13 protein-coding genes are annotated in these 16,028 nt (G+C 73.1%); 7 read left to right on the top strand and 6 right to left on the bottom strand.

The window, feature by feature from the left end; all coding sequences use genetic code 11:
- Positions 1-138 precede the first annotated feature (138 nt).
- The 5 genes from QIS99_RS12860 to QIS99_RS12840 form a co-directional block, all read right to left on the bottom strand.
- Positions 139-1,188 (bottom strand): selina-4(15),7(11)-diene synthase, encoded by a 1,050-nt coding sequence (locus QIS99_RS12860; RefSeq protein ID WP_282513354.1) that lies wholly within the window; start codon positions 1,186-1,188, stop codon positions 139-141.
- Positions 1,189-1,430: 242 nt separating this feature from the next.
- Complete coding sequence (locus QIS99_RS12855) at positions 1,431-2,339, bottom strand: LysR family transcriptional regulator (RefSeq protein ID WP_282513353.1); 909 nt, start codon at positions 2,337-2,339, stop codon at positions 1,431-1,433.
- Positions 2,340-2,394: 55 nt separating this feature from the next.
- Positions 2,395-3,333, bottom strand: a complete 939-nt coding sequence (locus tag QIS99_RS12850) for a DMT family transporter (protein WP_282513352.1) — start codon at positions 3,331-3,333, stop codon at positions 2,395-2,397.
- Between the two features lie 206 nt (positions 3,334-3,539).
- Positions 3,540-3,779, bottom strand: a complete 240-nt coding sequence (locus QIS99_RS12845) for a hypothetical protein (protein ID WP_282513351.1) — start codon at positions 3,777-3,779, stop codon at positions 3,540-3,542.
- A gap of 83 nt (positions 3,780-3,862) precedes the next feature.
- The gene (locus tag QIS99_RS12840; RefSeq protein WP_282513350.1) at positions 3,863-4,126 is read right to left on the bottom strand and encodes a hypothetical protein; all 264 of its coding nucleotides are present in this window, start codon (positions 4,124-4,126) and stop codon (positions 3,863-3,865) included.
- Between the two features lie 354 nt (positions 4,127-4,480).
- Between QIS99_RS12840 and QIS99_RS12835 the strand changes: the two genes are divergently transcribed.
- Positions 4,481-7,513 (top strand): beta-N-acetylglucosaminidase domain-containing protein, encoded by a 3,033-nt coding sequence (locus QIS99_RS12835; RefSeq protein WP_282513394.1) that lies wholly within the window; start codon positions 4,481-4,483, stop codon positions 7,511-7,513.
- Between the two features lie 103 nt (positions 7,514-7,616).
- Here QIS99_RS12835 and QIS99_RS12830 read toward each other — a convergent pair whose 3' ends face one another.
- Positions 7,617-8,153 carry an HNH endonuclease gene (locus QIS99_RS12830; RefSeq protein ID WP_282513349.1) on the bottom strand — a complete coding sequence of 179 codons (537 nt, stop codon included), beginning with the start codon at positions 8,151-8,153 and terminating at the stop codon, positions 7,617-7,619.
- Positions 8,154-8,465: 312 nt separating this feature from the next.
- On the opposite strand from QIS99_RS12830, the gene QIS99_RS12825 reads away from it, so the two are divergent.
- The 6 genes from QIS99_RS12825 to QIS99_RS12800 all read left to right on the top strand — a co-directional run bounded on the left by QIS99_RS12825 (position 8,466) and on the right by QIS99_RS12800 (position 16,007).
- Positions 8,466-9,557, top strand: a complete 1,092-nt coding sequence (locus QIS99_RS12825) for a mechanosensitive ion channel family protein (protein ID WP_408909543.1) — start codon at positions 8,466-8,468, stop codon at positions 9,555-9,557.
- Between the two features lie 223 nt (positions 9,558-9,780).
- A complete protein-coding gene (locus tag QIS99_RS12820; protein WP_282513392.1) occupies positions 9,781-10,974 on the top strand; it encodes an ROK family transcriptional regulator in 1,194 nt (397 codons plus the stop codon).
- A 111-nt stretch (positions 10,975-11,085) separates the two neighbouring features.
- Positions 11,086-12,351 carry a 6-phospho-beta-glucosidase gene (locus tag QIS99_RS12815; protein ID WP_282513348.1) on the top strand — a complete coding sequence of 422 codons (1,266 nt, stop codon included), beginning with the start codon at positions 11,086-11,088 and terminating at the stop codon, positions 12,349-12,351.
- Entirely contained in the window at positions 12,342-13,358 is a 1,017-nt protein-coding gene (locus QIS99_RS12810) for an N-acetylglucosamine kinase (RefSeq protein ID WP_282513347.1), read from the top strand. Before QIS99_RS12815 ends, QIS99_RS12810 begins: the two co-directional genes overlap by 10 nt.
- 230 nt (positions 13,359-13,588) lie before the next feature.
- A complete protein-coding gene (locus tag QIS99_RS12805; RefSeq protein WP_282513346.1) occupies positions 13,589-14,968 on the top strand; it encodes a hypothetical protein in 1,380 nt (459 codons plus the stop codon).
- A 40-nt stretch (positions 14,969-15,008) separates the two neighbouring features.
- Positions 15,009-16,007, top strand: a complete 999-nt coding sequence (locus QIS99_RS12800; protein ID WP_282513345.1) for a glutamate ABC transporter substrate-binding protein — start codon at positions 15,009-15,011, stop codon at positions 16,005-16,007.
- The last annotated feature ends 21 nt before the right edge of the window (positions 16,008-16,028 follow it).

Raw genomic sequence — 16,028 nt, 5'->3', positions numbered from 1 at the left:
GAACTGCGCGAGCAACCACGACGAACCGTCGGGGAACGAACGACAGCACACCCCCTGATCAGGGGCGCGGGGAACTGCGCAACCAACCACGGTCCACCCGCGCTGGAAGGACAACCGCAACCCCGGCGCCCGTAAAGATCACACGAGCTCGAACCACCAGTCCACCGCCGCGATCCCCAGCGGCCGCACGCTCGGGTCCACCGGCGTCTGTCGGAACGCGTCCGGGAAACGGGCCGGGTCGTGCGGGGTGGTGTAGCGCACCGAGGTGATCCCCCAGTCCTGCGCCCCGCGGATGAAGCTGCCGAGCGAGTCCAGGTACTGCTTCAGCTGCGGGCTGGCGTCGGCCCGCAGCCGCTCGCAGAGCAGCAGGAAGAGGTTCGTGGCCCGGTCCCGCTGGGAGATCGCGAGGTCGAGCGCCGCCTCGGACGACACGCCCCGCTCCCGCTCAAGCACCCGCAGCGCGTTCAGCCAGAACTCGTCCTTCCCGCCCGCTTCCTTGTGGTACGAGAAGATGTCGTTGTCCCAGGTGATGATGAACGAGGCCAGCTCGGCGGCGGCCCGTACCCGGGTGTTGTCCCGTTCGTGGGGCTGGAGTTCGTAGCCGTACCCCATCTCCAGGAGCGGCAGGACGACCGAGGTGGCGCCGTCGTACAGCCGCATCAGGGTGTAGTCGTCCAGGTCGGGGACGGTGCCCGCGGTGCGGTGGGAGGCCTCCCAGACGACGGAGAAGAAGTACTCGCGCAGGGCGTCCACCCAGCGGGCGGCCTGGCCCGCGGTGCCGTAGTGGTCGACGCGGCGGCGCAGGTCGCGCAGGCCGTCGGCGAGCGGGTCGTCGGGGAGCATCGGCGTCTCGGGGTTCTGCGCGACCCGCAGGAGACGGGAGAGGTAGCCGGACAACTCGCCGGGCTTGCGGCCGAGTTCGCCCTCCTCGCAGTGTCCGTCGTCGACGCCGAACAGCCACAGCACGAAGTCGGAGAGCAGCGAGACGACTTCCTCGCGGCCCTCGGGCAGGATGCGCGCCGAGAAGCCGCCGATGTCGTGCCGGACCAGCCGGCCGCGCAGCTCGTCGGAGCCTATTCGGAACTTCTCGGCCCAGAGTGCGGTCTGTTGGTCGATGTCCCGGTAGAGCGGATGTATCGCTTCGGCGAACGGCGAATAAATGGGCGGAACGGCCAGGTCGGTCCCCACTGAGCACTCACTCTCGTCGCGGGGCATGAACCGCGCCCCCATGTTGATCAAGGCGCCTCGCATCGTATCCACTGATGGAAAGCGGAATATGTTTAAGTTGTGAAGAACTGAGCGAGTGGCTTGCGCGGCTCGCGGACTACCCGAAGTAAGCCCGTACCAAGCGTGATTGACGTCTCCTCAGGCGTGGCTCAGGCGTGGTTTGGGCGCGCTTCAGGCGTACTGCATGGGGGGCGGGCGTGGCCTCAGGCGCGCCCGAGCCCGTTCGCCGCCTCCCGCAGCGCCGCCACGACGCGGGCGAGGGCCGGCCCGTCCTCCGCACCCCGACGCAGCGCGGCGACCACATGGCGGCGCGGCTGGTCCGGGCCCAGGGTGCACATCGCGACGCCCGCCCGGCGCACGGCCGCCATCCGCGGGACGAGGGCGATGCCCATGCCCGCCTCGACCATCGCCATGATCGCGGTCCAGCCGGCCGCACTGTGCGCCTGTTCCGGGACGAACCCGGCCGCCTCGCAGGCCGCGAGGGTGATCTCCGACCAGGGCCCGCTGCCGCCGAAGATCCAGGGCTCCGCGGAGAGTTCGGCGAGCCCGAGCCGCGCCCGGCCCGCCAGCGGGTGCCCGACCGGCAGGGCCACGTCCAGCGGGTCGGCCAGCAGCGGCACCCGCGTGAACTTGGGGTCGCGCGGGGTCGGCGCGTGCGCGGCGAGGGACAGCGCGAGGTCCACCTCGCCCCCGGACAGCAGCTCGTACGCCTCCGCCGCCTCCGCCTCCCGTACCCGCACCTCGATCCCGGGCGCCGCCGCGCGCAACCGCTGTACGGCCGGGACGACCAGCGCCGGTACCGCGGTGGAGAACGCGCCGACCCGCACCTCCCCGGCCTCGCCCCGCACATACCCGGCCAATTCGGCGTCGGCGCGCTCCAGTTGGGCGAAGACGGCCTCGGCGTGCCGGAGCACGAGGTGGGCCGCGTCGGTGAGCCGCACCCGGCGCCCGTGCGCCTCCAGGAGCGGTACGCCCACTTCCTTGGCGAGGTTGGACAGCTGCTGCGAGACCGCCGAGGGGGTCATGAGGAGGGCCTGCGCGGTGGCCGTGACGGTGCCGCGCTCGCTGAGGGTGCGCAGGATCTGCAGCTTCTTGATGTCCCACTGTGTCATGACCGGAAACCTAGGCCCTTGGGCCGGCCGGGCCGCCCGCGCCCGAGGGCCCCGCTCACTTGGCGGCGCGGGCCGCGCCGAGCACGACGCCGCCGAGGATCAGCGCCATGCACAGCACCTGGAACACCCCGGTCGGCTCGCCCAGGACCGCGAAGGAGAGCAGCGCCACGCAGACCGGCTGGAGGTAGTAGACGACCCCGGCGCGGGCGGCGCCGATCAGCGAGACCGCCTTGTTCCAGGCGAAGAAGGCGACGGCCGAGGAGACCACTCCGACGTAGAGCAGCGGCGAGACGGTCGCGGGCGTCGGCTCGAACCCGCCCTGGAGCACGAGGCTCGCCACGTACACCGGCGACAGCATCAGCGCACCGAGCACGAACGTCGTGAACAGGAAGGACGGCCCCTCGATCGCGGCGGGCCGACGGCGAAGGAGCGCGCTGTACGAGGCGAAGGAGAGCGCCGCCGCGAGCATCCACAGGTCGCCGGCGCTGAAGTCCATGGCGAGCGAGCCCTTGCTGACGAGCAGCAGCACCCCGGCGCAGGCGATGAGCAGGCCGGCGATCCTGCGGGCGCCGAGCCGGGTGCCGCCGAGGCGTTCGTGGAGCGCCATGACGACCGGCGAGGCGGCCATGATCATGCCCATGTTCCCGGCGGTGGTGGAGATCCCGGCCTGGTTGACCAGGGTGTTGTAGACGGTCACGCCGAGCAGCGAGGCGAGCAGCAGATAGCGCAGGTGCGCGCGCAGCAGGGCCCGCTGCCGCCAGGCCGCGCGGGCGGCGAACGGCGCGACGGCGAGGAGCGCGATGATCCAGCGCCAGAAGGCGTGCTGGATGGGCGGTACGGAGTCGGCGAGCGCCCGGGAGGTGACGAAGCTGCCCGACCAGACCACCGTGGCGAGCCCGGCGAGCAGCAGGCCGAAGGTGGCGCCCCGGCGGGCCTTGGCCTCCTTCGCGCCGCTGCCCTGCGTGCTGTCGTGGACCTGCTCCAGGACCGCCATTCGTACCCCTTGCCTCTCCGCCTCGCGGGCGTCTCGCCGATGTGACGGGCCTACCGTCGCACCGCCCAGTCGCTTAGGTCCATCGAAAAGTTTCGACGGATCTGTTCAGCGGAGCTGAAAGGTCAAGGGTCAAGGCGTGCAGGACAGACGACGAGGGCGCGCCCCACCGCTGTGGTGGGGCGCGCCCTCGCGAAGAGTTGCGGGCGTCAGCCCTGCTTCTGCCCCTTGCGGGACTTGTCTCCGACCATCACCAGGCCGGCGATGACCAGGAAGAGAACGATCGGCGCCACAACGTACAGGCCGAGGGTCTCCATCACGTTCAGGCCAGGACCGGGGTCGTCGCCGTCGTCGCGGGTCAGCGCGAGCGCGGGGGACGACATGAGCAGCATCATCAGCGTCGTACCGGCTGCTACGGCGCCGGTGCGCAGGGCGTTCTTCTTGTCCACGGTGCCCAAACTAGCGGGTGCCCGAACGGGCCGCGCGCCCGGGGTGCCCGTAGGGGCCCGACCGGCGGGCGGCGCGGCGCGGGTCAGTAGAAGGAGGGGTCGGCTCCCGCGGCGGTGCCGGTGGCGGTGGGCTCGCTCGTGAGGGGGGCGACGGCGAGCGGGGGTTCGCTGGTGAGGGGTGCGGCGTCGGCGAGCGGGGGCTCGCTCGTCAAGGGCGCTTCGACGCAGCAGGCACAGGAGCCGAGCAACCCGGAGCCGGGGTCGGACACCAGCGAGATGTCCGGCAGGTCGCGCAGCTCCGAACGTTTGGAGAGGGCGTCGAGCAGAAGCTGAGCCGATGCGGCCACGAGGGCCTCCTTCGGTGGGCGGCATGGTCGGATGGGCTTCCCTACCCACGGGAGCCGATCGCATGCGGCCTTCGTGACGCACATCACGCCGCGAGCAGGGGTTTCACCATCAATTGTGCGCCGCATCGGGAGCGGGGCGGGCGGTTTTTTCTCCCTCCCCCTCCCCTTCCCGAAATCCTGCGGAGCTTTCGAGGGCTCCGGCAGGGGCGCGGGGCTGTGACACAGGCGGCTCCGCCGCGTGGGCGCGACCAGCCACGACGAAAGCCGCAGCACCGGAACAACGGCGCCGCGGCCGCACCCTAAGCTGACGTCCGACGCTGAGTGCGGAACGTGCGGAAGAAGGGCGGGGCAGCCGTGCAGATGCGGCGCAGAAAGCGGGCGGCGGCCATCGCGGCCGCGGTGATCGGCGGCCTCATCGGCGGCGCGCCCGGCGCCCTCGCGGCCCCACCGCAGCCCGCCGTCACCGAACCCGACACCCCCGCCACCACCGACCGCGCGAGCGACGGCACCCCGCCGCAGGTGTGGCCGCGCCCGCAGCAGGCCCGGGCGGGCGGCCAGGCCGTACGCATCGGCGAGCAGGTGTACGTCGCCACGGACGCGGGCGCCGACCCGTACGCGGTGGACGCGCTGCGCACCCTGCTCCGGCAGGCGGGCGCGCGCCGGGTCACCGCGGTCGAGGACGGGGCGCGGCTCCCCACCGGCGCGCTCCTCGTGCGCGCGGGCGAGGCGGGCGCGGCCGAGGCAGGCCCGGGCGAAGCAAACGCGGGCGAGGCAGCGAGGAGCGAGGCAGGCAGGAGCGAGGCAAGCAGGAGCGAGGCAAGCCGGGGCGGGCGCTCCGGCGCGGCCGCCGCACTGCGTGCCCTGCGCGCCGACGCCCGCGCCGACCTGCCGAGCGGCGGCTACCGCCTGGCCGTCGGCGAGGTGGCGGGGCGGCCCACGATCGCCCTCGAAGGGGTCGGCGCGGACGGCCTGTTCCACGGCGTGCAGACCCTGCGCCAGCTGATCACCGACACCGGTTCCGTACCCGGCGTACGCATCCGCGACTGGCCCGGCACCGGGGTGCGCGGCCTCGCCGAGGGCTTCTACGGCACGCCCTGGACCCGCGAACAGCGCCTGGAACAGCTGGACTTCATGGGCCGCAGCAAGCTCAACCGGTACGTGTACGCCCCCGGCGACGACCCGTACCGCAAGGCGCGCTGGCGCGAGCCCTACCCCGCCGAGCAGCGGGCCGGCTTCCGTGCCCTGGCCGAGCGGGCGGCCCGCAACCACGTGACCCTCACCTGGGCCGTCGCGCCGGGACAGGCCATGTGCCTGTCGTCCGACGACGACCTGAAGGCGCTGCTCCGCAAGGTCGACGCGATGTGGGCGCTCGGGGTGCGGGCCTTCCAGCTCCAGTTCCAGGACGTGTCGTACAGCGAGTGGCACTGCGAAGCCGACGCCGAGACCTTCGGCTCCGGGCCCGAGGCGGCCGCCGCCGCGCAGTCGAAGGTGGCGGGGGCGCTCGCCGCGCACCTGCGGGAGCGGTACGAGGGCGCGGAGCCGCTGACCCTGATGCCCACCGAGTACTTCCAGGACGGCGCGACCGACTACCGCGAGGCGCTGGCCGGGAAGCTGGACGACCGGGTGCAGGTGGCGTGGACCGGGGTCGGCGTCGTACCGAAGACCATCACGGGGCGGGAACTGGCCGGTGCGCGCGAGGCGTTCGGGCATCCACTGGTCACGATGGACAACTACCCGGTCAACGACTACGCGCAGGACCGTATCTTCCTCGGCCCCTACATGGGCCGCGAACCGGGCGTCGCCACCGGCTCGGCGGCACTGCTCGCCAACGCCATGGAGCAGCCGGTGGCCTCCCGCATCCCGCTGTTCACGGCCGCCGACTACGCCTGGAACCCGAAGGCGTACCGCCCGCAGGAGTCCTGGCGTGCGGCCGTCGACGCCACCGCGTCAAAACTCGCGGACGGCGACCGCGAACGCCGTGCGGCGGTACGGGCCCTCGCGGGCAACACGGCATCGTCGGTGCTCGGCGCCGAGGAGTCGGCGTATCTGCGGCCGCTGATGGACGCCTTCTGGCGGGAGCGCGCGGGCGGCGACCGGAAGCGCACCGAGGCCGCGGGGAAGCGGCTGCGGGACGCGTTCACGGTGCTGCGCGAGACCCCGCAGCTGCTGCGCGACACCGAGCTCGGCGCCGAAGTCGCGCCCTGGTCCGAGCAGTTGGGCCGGTACGGCGCCGCCGGTGAGGCCGCCGTCGACATGCTGCTCGCCCAGACCCGAGGCGACGGCGCCCGCGCCTGGCGGCACCGGCAGGAACTGGACACGGCCCGCGAGGAGGTGCGGGCGGGCCGCGCCACGGTCGGCAAGGGCGTGCTCGGGCCGTTCCTGGACAAGGCGGAGGAGGAAGCGGAGCGCTGGTCCGGCACGGCCGAGGAGCGCGGCGAGGTCGCCGAGGACGACACCTCGTACACCGTGCGGCTGCCGCGCGCGCGGCCCATCGAGGCGGTGACGGCGGTGACGGAGCCCGGCGTGCGCGGCACGGTGCAGGCGCATGTGCCCGGCGAGGGCTGGCGCACCCTCGGCCGGCTCACCGACCGGGGCTGGACGGAGACCGCCGCGAAGGGCCTGCGGGCGGACGCGGTCCGGACCACGGTGCCCGCGCAGCACGTCGTGCCGTGGTTCGCCGACGGGGCCGACGCGGCGTTCGAGCTGAGCCAGGACGAGGCGGACGCGGAGATCGGCGGTCCGGCGCAGCGCGTCACGGCGAAGCTCACCGCCCGCCGCCCGGCCGATGTGCAGGCGAGGCTCACCGCGCGGGCGCCGAAGGGGGTCGAGGTGCGGGTGCCGCGCGAGGCGAAGGTGCCGCGCGGCACGGACGTCTCGGTGCCCGTCGAGATCACGGTGCCCGAGTCCACCCCGGCGGGCAGCTACGCCGTGCCCGTCTCGTACGGCGGCCAGACCCGCACGCTCACGGTCCACGCGCACCCGCGCACCGGCGGGCCCGACCTGGCGCGCGGCGCGCGGGCCTCCTCGTCCGGCGACGAGACCCCCGACTTCCCGGCCCGGGCGGCCAACGACGGGGACCCGGAGACCCGCTGGTCCTCGCCGGCCGAGGACGACGCGTGGTGGCAGGCGGAGTTCGAGCGTCCGGTACGCCTCGGCAAGCTCGCGCTGCACTGGCAGGACGCGTACGCCTCCGGGTACCGGGTCAAGGTCTCGGAGGACGGCGAGGAGTGGCGCACGGCAGCCGAGGTCCAAGGCGGCCGGGGCGGCCGGGAGACGGTCCGGATGGACGAGCGCGACGTCCGTTTCGTGCGTATCGAGGGCGAGAAGCGGGGGACGCGGTTCGGGTACTCGCTGTGGGCTGTGGAGGCGTACGCGGTGCGGGACTGAGGTGGTCCGGAGGCAGAGCCCCCGGACACCACTCAGACAGGGATGCCGGACACCACTCAGGCAGGATGCCGGACATCACTCAGGCCGAGATGCCGTACATCACTCAGGCAGAGATGCCGTCGATCCGGGCCATCACGTCATCCGCGCCGAACGGCTGCAGGTACGGCAGCCAGCGCGGATCCCTGTGCCCGGTGCCGATGATGCGCCAGGCGAGCCCCGACGGCGGGGCGGGTTTGTGGCGCAGCCGCCAGCCCAGCTCCAACAGATGACGGTCGGCCTTCACATGGTTGCAGCGGCGGCATGACGCCACCACGTTCTCCCAGGCGTGCTGGCCTCCCCGGCTCTTGGGGATGACGTGGTCGACGCTGGTTGCGACGCCACCGCAGTACATGCAGCGGCCCCCGTCGCGGGCGAAGAGGGCTCGCCGGGTCAGCGGAACGGGCCCCCGGTAGGGGACCCGCACGAAGCGCTTGAGCCGGACCACGCTGGGTGCGGGGATGGTGCGGGTAGCGCTGTGCATGAAGGCGCCGGACTCCTCAAGACACTGAGCTTTGTTCTCAAGGACCAGGACGAGCGCGCGGCGGAGCGGTACGACGCCGAGGGGCTCGTACGACGCGTTGAGGACCAGGACATGCGGCACGGATGCCTCCTTGTACGCCGGCGGCGCGTGGCTCGCGCCGGGACGATCTGCTCTCAGTCTCCCCTCATGCCTGGTCGAAGCGCCACCATGCGCCGGTAACGGGCTTGCAGTGTTTTCGACCACACCCGTGATTCCCCGGGGGCGTCCGGCCTTCTTCTCGGTGGACATCCGGCGCGCACCCGACCGGCACGTTCTCTTCACACGTGAGGACGGTCTCTCCTTCGAACATGACAACGATCCACACACCATGCCCCGTTAGTGTGGTTGGTCTGCCCGCTCCTCCCCTTTTGTGGGCAGCCGCTACGCCCGGAGGTGCTCGCCGTGTTTCTGTCCGTCGTGTCGACGCTGTCGACGCTGTCGGCCGGGGGGTCCGCGAAGGACCCCGTGAACCAGCTCGACGACGCCCAGCAGAAGGCGACGAATGCCGCGGGGTGGATCGAGGAGAACTGGTCCGCCTGGCTCGGCATCGGGCTGCGGGTCGTGCTGATCGTCGTGATCGCCACGGTCCTCCGCCACGTGATCCGGCGCACCATCACCAAGCTCATAGAACGCATGAACCGCAGCGCCCAGGCCGTCGACCGCACCGCGCTCGGCGGTCTCCTCGTCAACGCCGAGCGGCGCAGGCAGCGCTCCGAGGCGATCGGCTCGGTGCTGCGCTCGGTGGCCTCGTTCCTGATCATGGGCACGGCCGCCCTGATGATCCTCGGCATCTTCGAGATCGACCTGGCGCCGCTGCTCGCCAGCGCCGGCGTCGCGGGCGTGGCGCTCGGCTTCGGCGCCCGCAACCTCGTCACGGACTTCCTCTCCGGCGTCTTCATGATCCTGGAGGACCAGTACGGGGTCGGTGACTCGGTCGACGCGGGCGTGGCCTCCGGCGAGGTCATCGAGGTGGGCCTGCGCGTCACCAAGCTGCGCGGGGACAACGGCGAGATCTGGTACGTGCGCAACGGCGAGGTCAAGCGGATCGGCAACCTCTCCCAGGGCTGGGCCACGGCCGGCGTGGACGTGACGGTGCGCTCGGACGAGAACCTGGCGAAGGTGCGCGAGACGCTCACCGAGGTGGGCGCCGCGATGAGCAAGGAAGAGCCGTGGAACGAGCGGCTCTGGGGCCCGGTCGAGGTGCTCGGCCTGGACGCGGTCTACCTGGACCAGATGGTGATCAGGGTCAGCGCCAGGACGATGCCGGGCAAGGCGCTCGGCGTGGAGCGGGAGCTGCGCTGGCGGATCAAGGAGACCTTCGACGCGGCGGGCATCCGCATCGTGGGCCGGATGCTGCTCGCCGCCGAGGGCGACGAGGACGGCAGCGCGGCCCCGGCGGTCGCGGCCCCGTCCGCGTACGCCTCGACGTACTCGCCGCAGTCGATCGCGGCGTCCCCGATCCCGTCGGCCGGCATGAACAAGTAGTCCGGCGTACGGCCCTTGACGGCACCCGGACGGCCACTGCTACGTTCCTCACGCAACAGGAAACTTTCCTAACAGTACGGGCCCTGGGTACGGAGGAGCACGTATGGCGGGGACTCGCCCCACGGCACCCGGCACGACACCGGGCACGACGCCCGGCACGACGCCCGGGACGACACCCGGCACGCCGCCCGGAACGCCGGGAACACCGCGAGTGCTGCGGGCGATGAACGACCGGGCGGCGCTCGACCTGCTGCTCGCCCACGGCCCGCTCTCCCGCACCCGGATCGGCAAGCTGACCGGCCTGTCCAAGCCCACCGCGTCCCAGCTGCTCGCCCGCCTCGAAGCGGCCGGCCTGGTCGTGGCGACCGGCACCAGCGAGGGCCGCCCGGGGCCCAGCGCCCAGCTGTACGCGGTGAACGCCGCCGCCGCACACGTCGCCGCCCTCGACGTCACACCCGAGCGCATCGTCGCCGCCGTCGCCGACATCACCGGCGCCGAGGCGGGCCGCTTCGAGCTGCGCACGCCCGGCCGCGGCGGTCATGACGTCGTACGGCAGGTGCTGGCCTCGGTCGACGGCGCCGTGCAGGACGCCGGGCTCACCCGCGCCGGGCTGCACCGCGTGGTGATCGGCACGCCGGGCGCGTTCGACCCGAACACCGGGCGGCTCCGGTACGCGAGCCACCTGCCCGGCTGGCACTCCCCCGCGCTCCTCGACGAGCTGGCCGCGGCCCTGCCGATGCCCGTCGAGTACGAGAACGACGTGAACCTCGCCGCCGTCGCCGAGCAGCGCCTCGGGGCGGCCCGCGAGGACGAGGACTTCGTCCTGCTGTGGAACCAGGAGGGCATCGGCGCCGCCCTCGTCATCGGCGGCCGGCTGCACCGGGGCCGGACCGGCGGCGCGGGCGAGATCGGCTTCCTGCCGGTGCCGGGCACCCCGCTCGTCCGGCGGGTCGCCCAGACCGACAGCGGCGGCTTCCAGGAGCTGGCGGGCGCGCAGGCGGTGCCCAGGATCGCCAGGTCCCTCGGCATCGACACCCCCGAGCGGCCGTACGCGGAGACCGCCGCCGCACTCCTGAAGCGGGCCGCGGAGGCCGCCGAGCGGGCCGACGAGGGGGCTGCGGTCGACGGTGACGAGGCGCTGCTCGAACTGCTCGGGCAGACCGCGCAGCGGATCGCGACCGGTCTCGCCGCCGTCGTGGCGGTGCTCGACCCGGGGCTCGTCGTCCTGTCCGGCGGTGTGACCTGCGCGGGCGGGGAGCCGCTGCGCGCCCTGATCCAGTCCGAGCTCGCCGACCTCGCCGCGACCCGGCCCCGCCTCGTCCTCGGCGAGGTGACCGAACAGGCCGTGCTGCGCGGCGCGTTGGAGAGCGCGCTCGCCCTCACCCGCGACGAGGTCTTCGACACCTCGGGCCGCTGAGCCCGGCACCACCAGTCGAATCGTTCACCCTGACCGGCGTCAAAGGCTGAGACGGCACCCGAGACCGCACCCGAGACCGCACCCGAGACGGCCGAGAAAGGCTCAACTCCCATGAAACTCGCAGTAGTCGGCGGCGGCTCCACCTACACCCCCGAACTCGTCGACGGCTTCGCCCGGCTGCGGGACGTGCTGCCCGTCGAGGAACTCGTCCTCGTCGACCCGGCCGCCGACCGCCTCGACCTGGTCGGGGGCCTGGCCCGCCGCATCTTCGCCAAGCAGGGCCACGACGGCCGCGTCACCACCACCGCCGACCTCGACGCGGCCGTCGACGGCGCCGACGCCGTGCTCCTCCAGCTCCGCGTCGGCGGCCAGGCGGCCCGCGAGCAGGACGAGACCTGGCCCCTGGACTGCGGCTGCGTCGGCCAGGAGACCACCGGCGCGGGCGGCCTCGCCAAGGCGCTGCGCACCGTGCCCGTGGTCCTCGACATCGCCGAACGGGTCCGCCGCGCCAACCCGGACGCGTGGATCGTCGACTTCACCAACCCCGTCGGCATCGTCACCCGCGCCCTGCTCCAGGCCGGGCACCGGGCGGTCGGCCTGTGCAACGTCGCGATCGGCTTCCAGCGCCGCTTCGCCGCGACCCTCGGCGTCGACCCGTCGCAGATCTTCCTGAACCACGTCGGTCTCAACCATCTGACCTGGGAGAACGGCGTACGCCTCGGCGGCCCCGACGGCGAGGACCTGCTGCCCCGGCTCCTCGCCGAGTCCGGCGACGAGATCGCCGACAACCTCCGCCTGCCCCGCCCCGCCCTGGACCGCCTCGGCGTCATCCCCTCGTACTACCTGCGCTACTACTACGCGCACGACGAGGTCGTGCGCGAACTCGGCACCAAGCCGTCCAGGGCGGCCGAAGTGGCCGCCATGGAGCGCGATCTGCTGAAGCTGTACGCCGACCCAGCGCTCGACGAGAAGCCCGCACTGCTCGCCAAGCGCGGCGGAGCCTTCTACTCCGAGGCGGCCGTCGACCTCACCGCGTCCCTCATCGGCACCGGAGGGAGCCCGTACCAGGTGGTCAACGCGCGCAACGGCGGCACGCTGCCGTTCCTGCCGGACGACGCGGTGATCGAGGTGCAGGCCCGCGTCGGCCCGCACGGCGCCGCCCCCCTTCCGGTCCCCGAACTCGACCCGCTGCAACGCGGGTTGATCGCCCATGTCTACGCGTACGAGGAACTCGCCCTGGAAGCGGCCCTGCACGGCGGCCGCGACCGGGTCTTCAAGGCGCTGCTCGCCCACCCGCTGATCGGGCAGTACGCGCACGCCGACGCCCTCACCGACCGGCTGCTCGCCCACAACCGGGAGCACCTGGCGTGGGCGTGAGACCCGCCGGCGAGAGCGCCGGATCGGTGCTCGCGATCGACGCGGGCAACAGCAAGACCGATGTGGCCGTGGTGGCGGCCGACGGCCGGGTGGTCGGCGCCGCGCGCGGCGCGGGCTTCCAGCCACCGCGCGTGGGCGTGCAGCGGGCCGTCGACGGACTCGCGGAGACGGTCGTACGGGCGCTGGCCCAGGCGGGGCTGCGGGCGGGCGTCGACCGGGTGGCGCACGTGTCGGCGTGTCTGGCCAACGCCGATCTGCCGGCCGAGGAGCGGGAGTTGACCGCGGCGGTGCACGCGCGGGGCTGGGGGCGCACGGTCGACGTGCGCAACGACACCTTCGCGATCCTGCGCGCCGGACTGCCCGCCGGGGCGCCGCCCCTCGGGGTGGCGGTGGTGTGCGGGGCGGGCATCAACTGTGTGGGCCTGACCCCGGACGGCCGCACCGCGCGGTTCCCGGCGATCGGCCGCATCTCCGGGGACTGGGGCGGGGGCTGGGGCCTGGCGGAGGAGGCCCTGTGGCACGCGGCCCGCGCGGCGGACGGCCGGGGCGGGCCCACGGAACTGGCCCGCACCCTGCCCGCACACTTCGGCCTGGACGGCATGGCCGCGCTGATCGAGGCCCTGCACCTGGGCCGGATCGAGGCGGCGCGGCGGCACGAGCTGGCGCCGGTGCTCTTCGCCACGGCGGCGGGCGGGGACGCGGTGGCCCGCTCCCTGGTGGACCGGCTCGCGGACGAGGTGGTCGCGATGGCCACGGTCGCCCTGGACCGGCTCGACCTGCTGGACGCGGAGGTTCCGGTTCTGCTCGGCGGTTCGGTCCTCGCGGCCACCCACGCCGGCCTGGACTCGGGCATCCGGTCCCGCCTCGCGGCCCGCGCCCCGCAGGCGACCCCGCTGATCGTGACGGACCGCCCGGTCCTGGGCGCGGCGCTGCTGGGGCTGGACCGGGTGGGGGCGGGGGGATCGGCGCATGCGCGGCTGCGGGCCAACTATGCGCCGCCCGCCTGAGTTCTCGCCGCCCTGCCTGAGTTCTCCCCGCCCCGCCTGAGTTCTCCCCGCCCCGCCCCCGGGAACCGAACAATCCCCCCGCACGTGTACAAGTCCAAGGGTCGGCACGCGAGTTTCCGCTGTGCCACGGACAAGATCCAGGAAACGGCGGGGCCGTTGTCAGTCCCTGCGGTCATACTGGACGGCCTGGGGAGCGGTGACCGTCGGATGACCACGGGGGAGGTCGAGAGGTGACAGACCCGCACAACGGCAGCGCCGTACCACGGCGGCGCACCGCCTTCGCCGAGGGCGCCGAGCAGCTGCGCGCCGCGGCGACGACCGAGCCCGGCCGGCTCCGCATCATCGGCGCCGTACTCGCCCTGCTGGTCCTCGCGTTCGGCGCGGTCACCGCCTGGCAGACCTCCGCGCGCGCGGCCGCCGCCGACGACGTCGTGGAGCGCAGCCAGCCCCTCACCGCCGACGCCGCCGCGATCTACGTCTCGCTCGCCGACGCCAACACGGCCGCCGCGAGCGGCTTCCTCGCCGAGGGCCAGGAACCGGCGAAGGTCCGCGAGCGGTACGAGTCCGACATCCGCACGGCCGCCCGCAAACTCGCCACCGCCGCCGCCAACAGCAAGGGCTCCGGCACCGCGAGCGCCGAGATAGCCACGCTCAACGCCCTCCTCCCGGAGTACACGGAACGCGTCCAGACGGCCCGTACGTACAACCGCCAGGGCCTCCCCCTCGGCGGGGCGTACCTGCGCAACGCCAACGACCTGATGCAGACGGAGATGCTCCCCGCCGCCAAGGAGCTGTACGACGCGGAGAAGGCCCGCCTGAGTGCGGACTACGACGCGGCGAAGTCGTACCCGTGGGCGGCGCTGGCCCTCGGCGTGCTCGCACTCGCCGCCCTGGGGTGGGCCCAGCGCCGCAACTACCGCAGGACGAACCGGGTGTTCAACCTCGGCCTGGTCACCGCGACCGGCACGTCCGCCGCGGCCCTGCTGTGGCTGCTCGCCGGGCACACCCTCGCCTTCACCGCGCTCGGCGACTCGTACGACCACGGCGTCCGCTCGCTCAACGTCCTGCACGACGCCCGGATCAGCACGCTCCAGGCCCGCAGCAACGAGAACCTGACGCTGGTCGCGCGCGGCGCGGTGACGGTCCCGGACGGCCCCGACGCCGGGCAGGACAAGTACGACGTGGACTACCGCAAGCTGATGCACCGGCTCGACGACGGCGGGTCGGACCAGGCCCGCTCGGGTCTCCTCGGCGCGGCCCTGGTCCGGGCCGACGACGACGAGGGCCGGGCGCCCGTGGTGAAGGCGATGGACGCGGTGACGGAATGGCAGGAACGCCACAAGGCCGCGCGCGAGGCCGACATGCAGGGCGACTACGAGAAGGCACGCGACCGCGTGATAGGCGACGACAAGGCGACCGGCGAGTCCTTCGACCGCGCCGACAAGGCCCTGGAGCAGGCCGTGGCGCATGAACAGCAGGACTTCAGGGGAGCCGCCGAGGACGGCCGTGACGCGATGACGGGGCTGCCCGTCGGCGCGGCGGTGGTCGCGGTGCTCGGCGCGGCGGGCGCCGTACTCGGCATCGGCCGCAGGCTTTCGGAGTACCGATGAGACCGGCGAGGTACCGGTCAGACCGGCGAGAGGGGGCGAGATGACCCGGAGGAGGCTCGGCGTCCTGCGCGGCTGGGGCGGGGTGGCCGCCATGGCGCTCGCCTGCGTCCTGACGGCGCTGTTCACGCTGCTCCCGCTGTCCCGCTCCGGCCCGGACGGCACCGGCAGGAGCGACGGCACGGGCGGCCCCGGCACCGGCGTGACCCGACCGGCCGCGGCCGACGACTGCACGCCCGAGTCGGCGGTGCGCAGCCTGCGCCCGAGCAAGGAGGAGGGGCCCACGGTCGAGAAGATCAAGAAGCGCGAGGACAAGCCGAACAAACTGATCGTCGGCATCGACCAGAACAGCTACCGCTGGGGGTACCGCAACCCGTCCACCGGCGACCTGGAGGGCTTCGACATCGACCTGGTTCGGGCCATAGCCGACGCCCTGCTCGGCGACCCGGACGCGGTCGTGTACCGCGCGGTGCCCACCAACCAGCGGGTGCAGGCGGTCCGGTCCGGCCAGGTCGACATGGTGGTGCGCACGATGACGATCACCTGCGACCGCCTGCAGGAGGTCGCGTTCTCCACCGCGTACTTCGAGACCGGGCAGCAGCTCCTCGTCCCCAAGGACTCGGAGATCACCGGGTACGACGCGTCGCTGAAGGGCAAGCGGCTGTGCTCGGCCGCTGGTTCGACGGCCGAGACCGAGCTCAAGCGGAAGTCGTTCGGCGCCGATGTGTCGACCACGGTGCCCAACCAACTCGACTGTCTGGTACGGCTCCAGCTGGGCGAGGTGGACGCGGTGGTCACCGACAGCGCGCTCGCCGCGGGCCAGGCCGCGCAGGACCCGATGGTGAAGCTGGTCGGCGAGCCCTTCACCACGGAGTACTACGGCGTGGCGATGAGCAAGGACTCCCCCGACCTGGTCCGCCAGGTCAACCAGGTCCTGGAGGACTACCGCAAGGACGACTGGGACGAGGCGTACGACGACTGGCTCGCGGACGACCTGAAGAACGTCGACGGCCCGCCGAGACCCGAGTACCGCGAGGACTGAAGAGCACAGACCAGGCCACCT

It is taken from the genome of Streptomyces solicavernae (genome assembly GCF_029968095.1).
Lineage (GTDB): Bacteria > Actinomycetota > Actinomycetes > Streptomycetales > Streptomycetaceae > Streptomyces > Streptomyces solicavernae.
Note: the sequence above shows the minus strand (reverse complement) of the source record. Positions and strands in the feature narration are given on the sequence as shown.

What these genes read in the sequence shown, in the direction of transcription:
- QIS99_RS12855 (WP_282513353.1), bottom strand. Translation starts at nt 2,339, where the DNA reads ATGACACAGTGGGACATCAAGAAGCTGCAGATCCTGCGCACCCTCAGC.
- QIS99_RS12850 (WP_282513352.1), bottom strand. Translation starts at nt 3,333, where the DNA reads ATGGCGGTCCTGGAGCAGGTCCACGACAGCACGCAGGGCAGCGGCGCG.
- QIS99_RS12820 (WP_282513392.1), top strand. Translation starts at nt 9,781, where the DNA reads ATGAACGACCGGGCGGCGCTCGACCTGCTGCTCGCCCACGGCCCGCTC.
- QIS99_RS12815 (WP_282513348.1), top strand. Translation starts at nt 11,086, where the DNA reads ATGAAACTCGCAGTAGTCGGCGGCGGCTCCACCTACACCCCCGAACTC.
- QIS99_RS12800 (WP_282513345.1), top strand. Translation starts at nt 15,009, where the DNA reads ATGACCCGGAGGAGGCTCGGCGTCCTGCGCGGCTGGGGCGGGGTGGCC.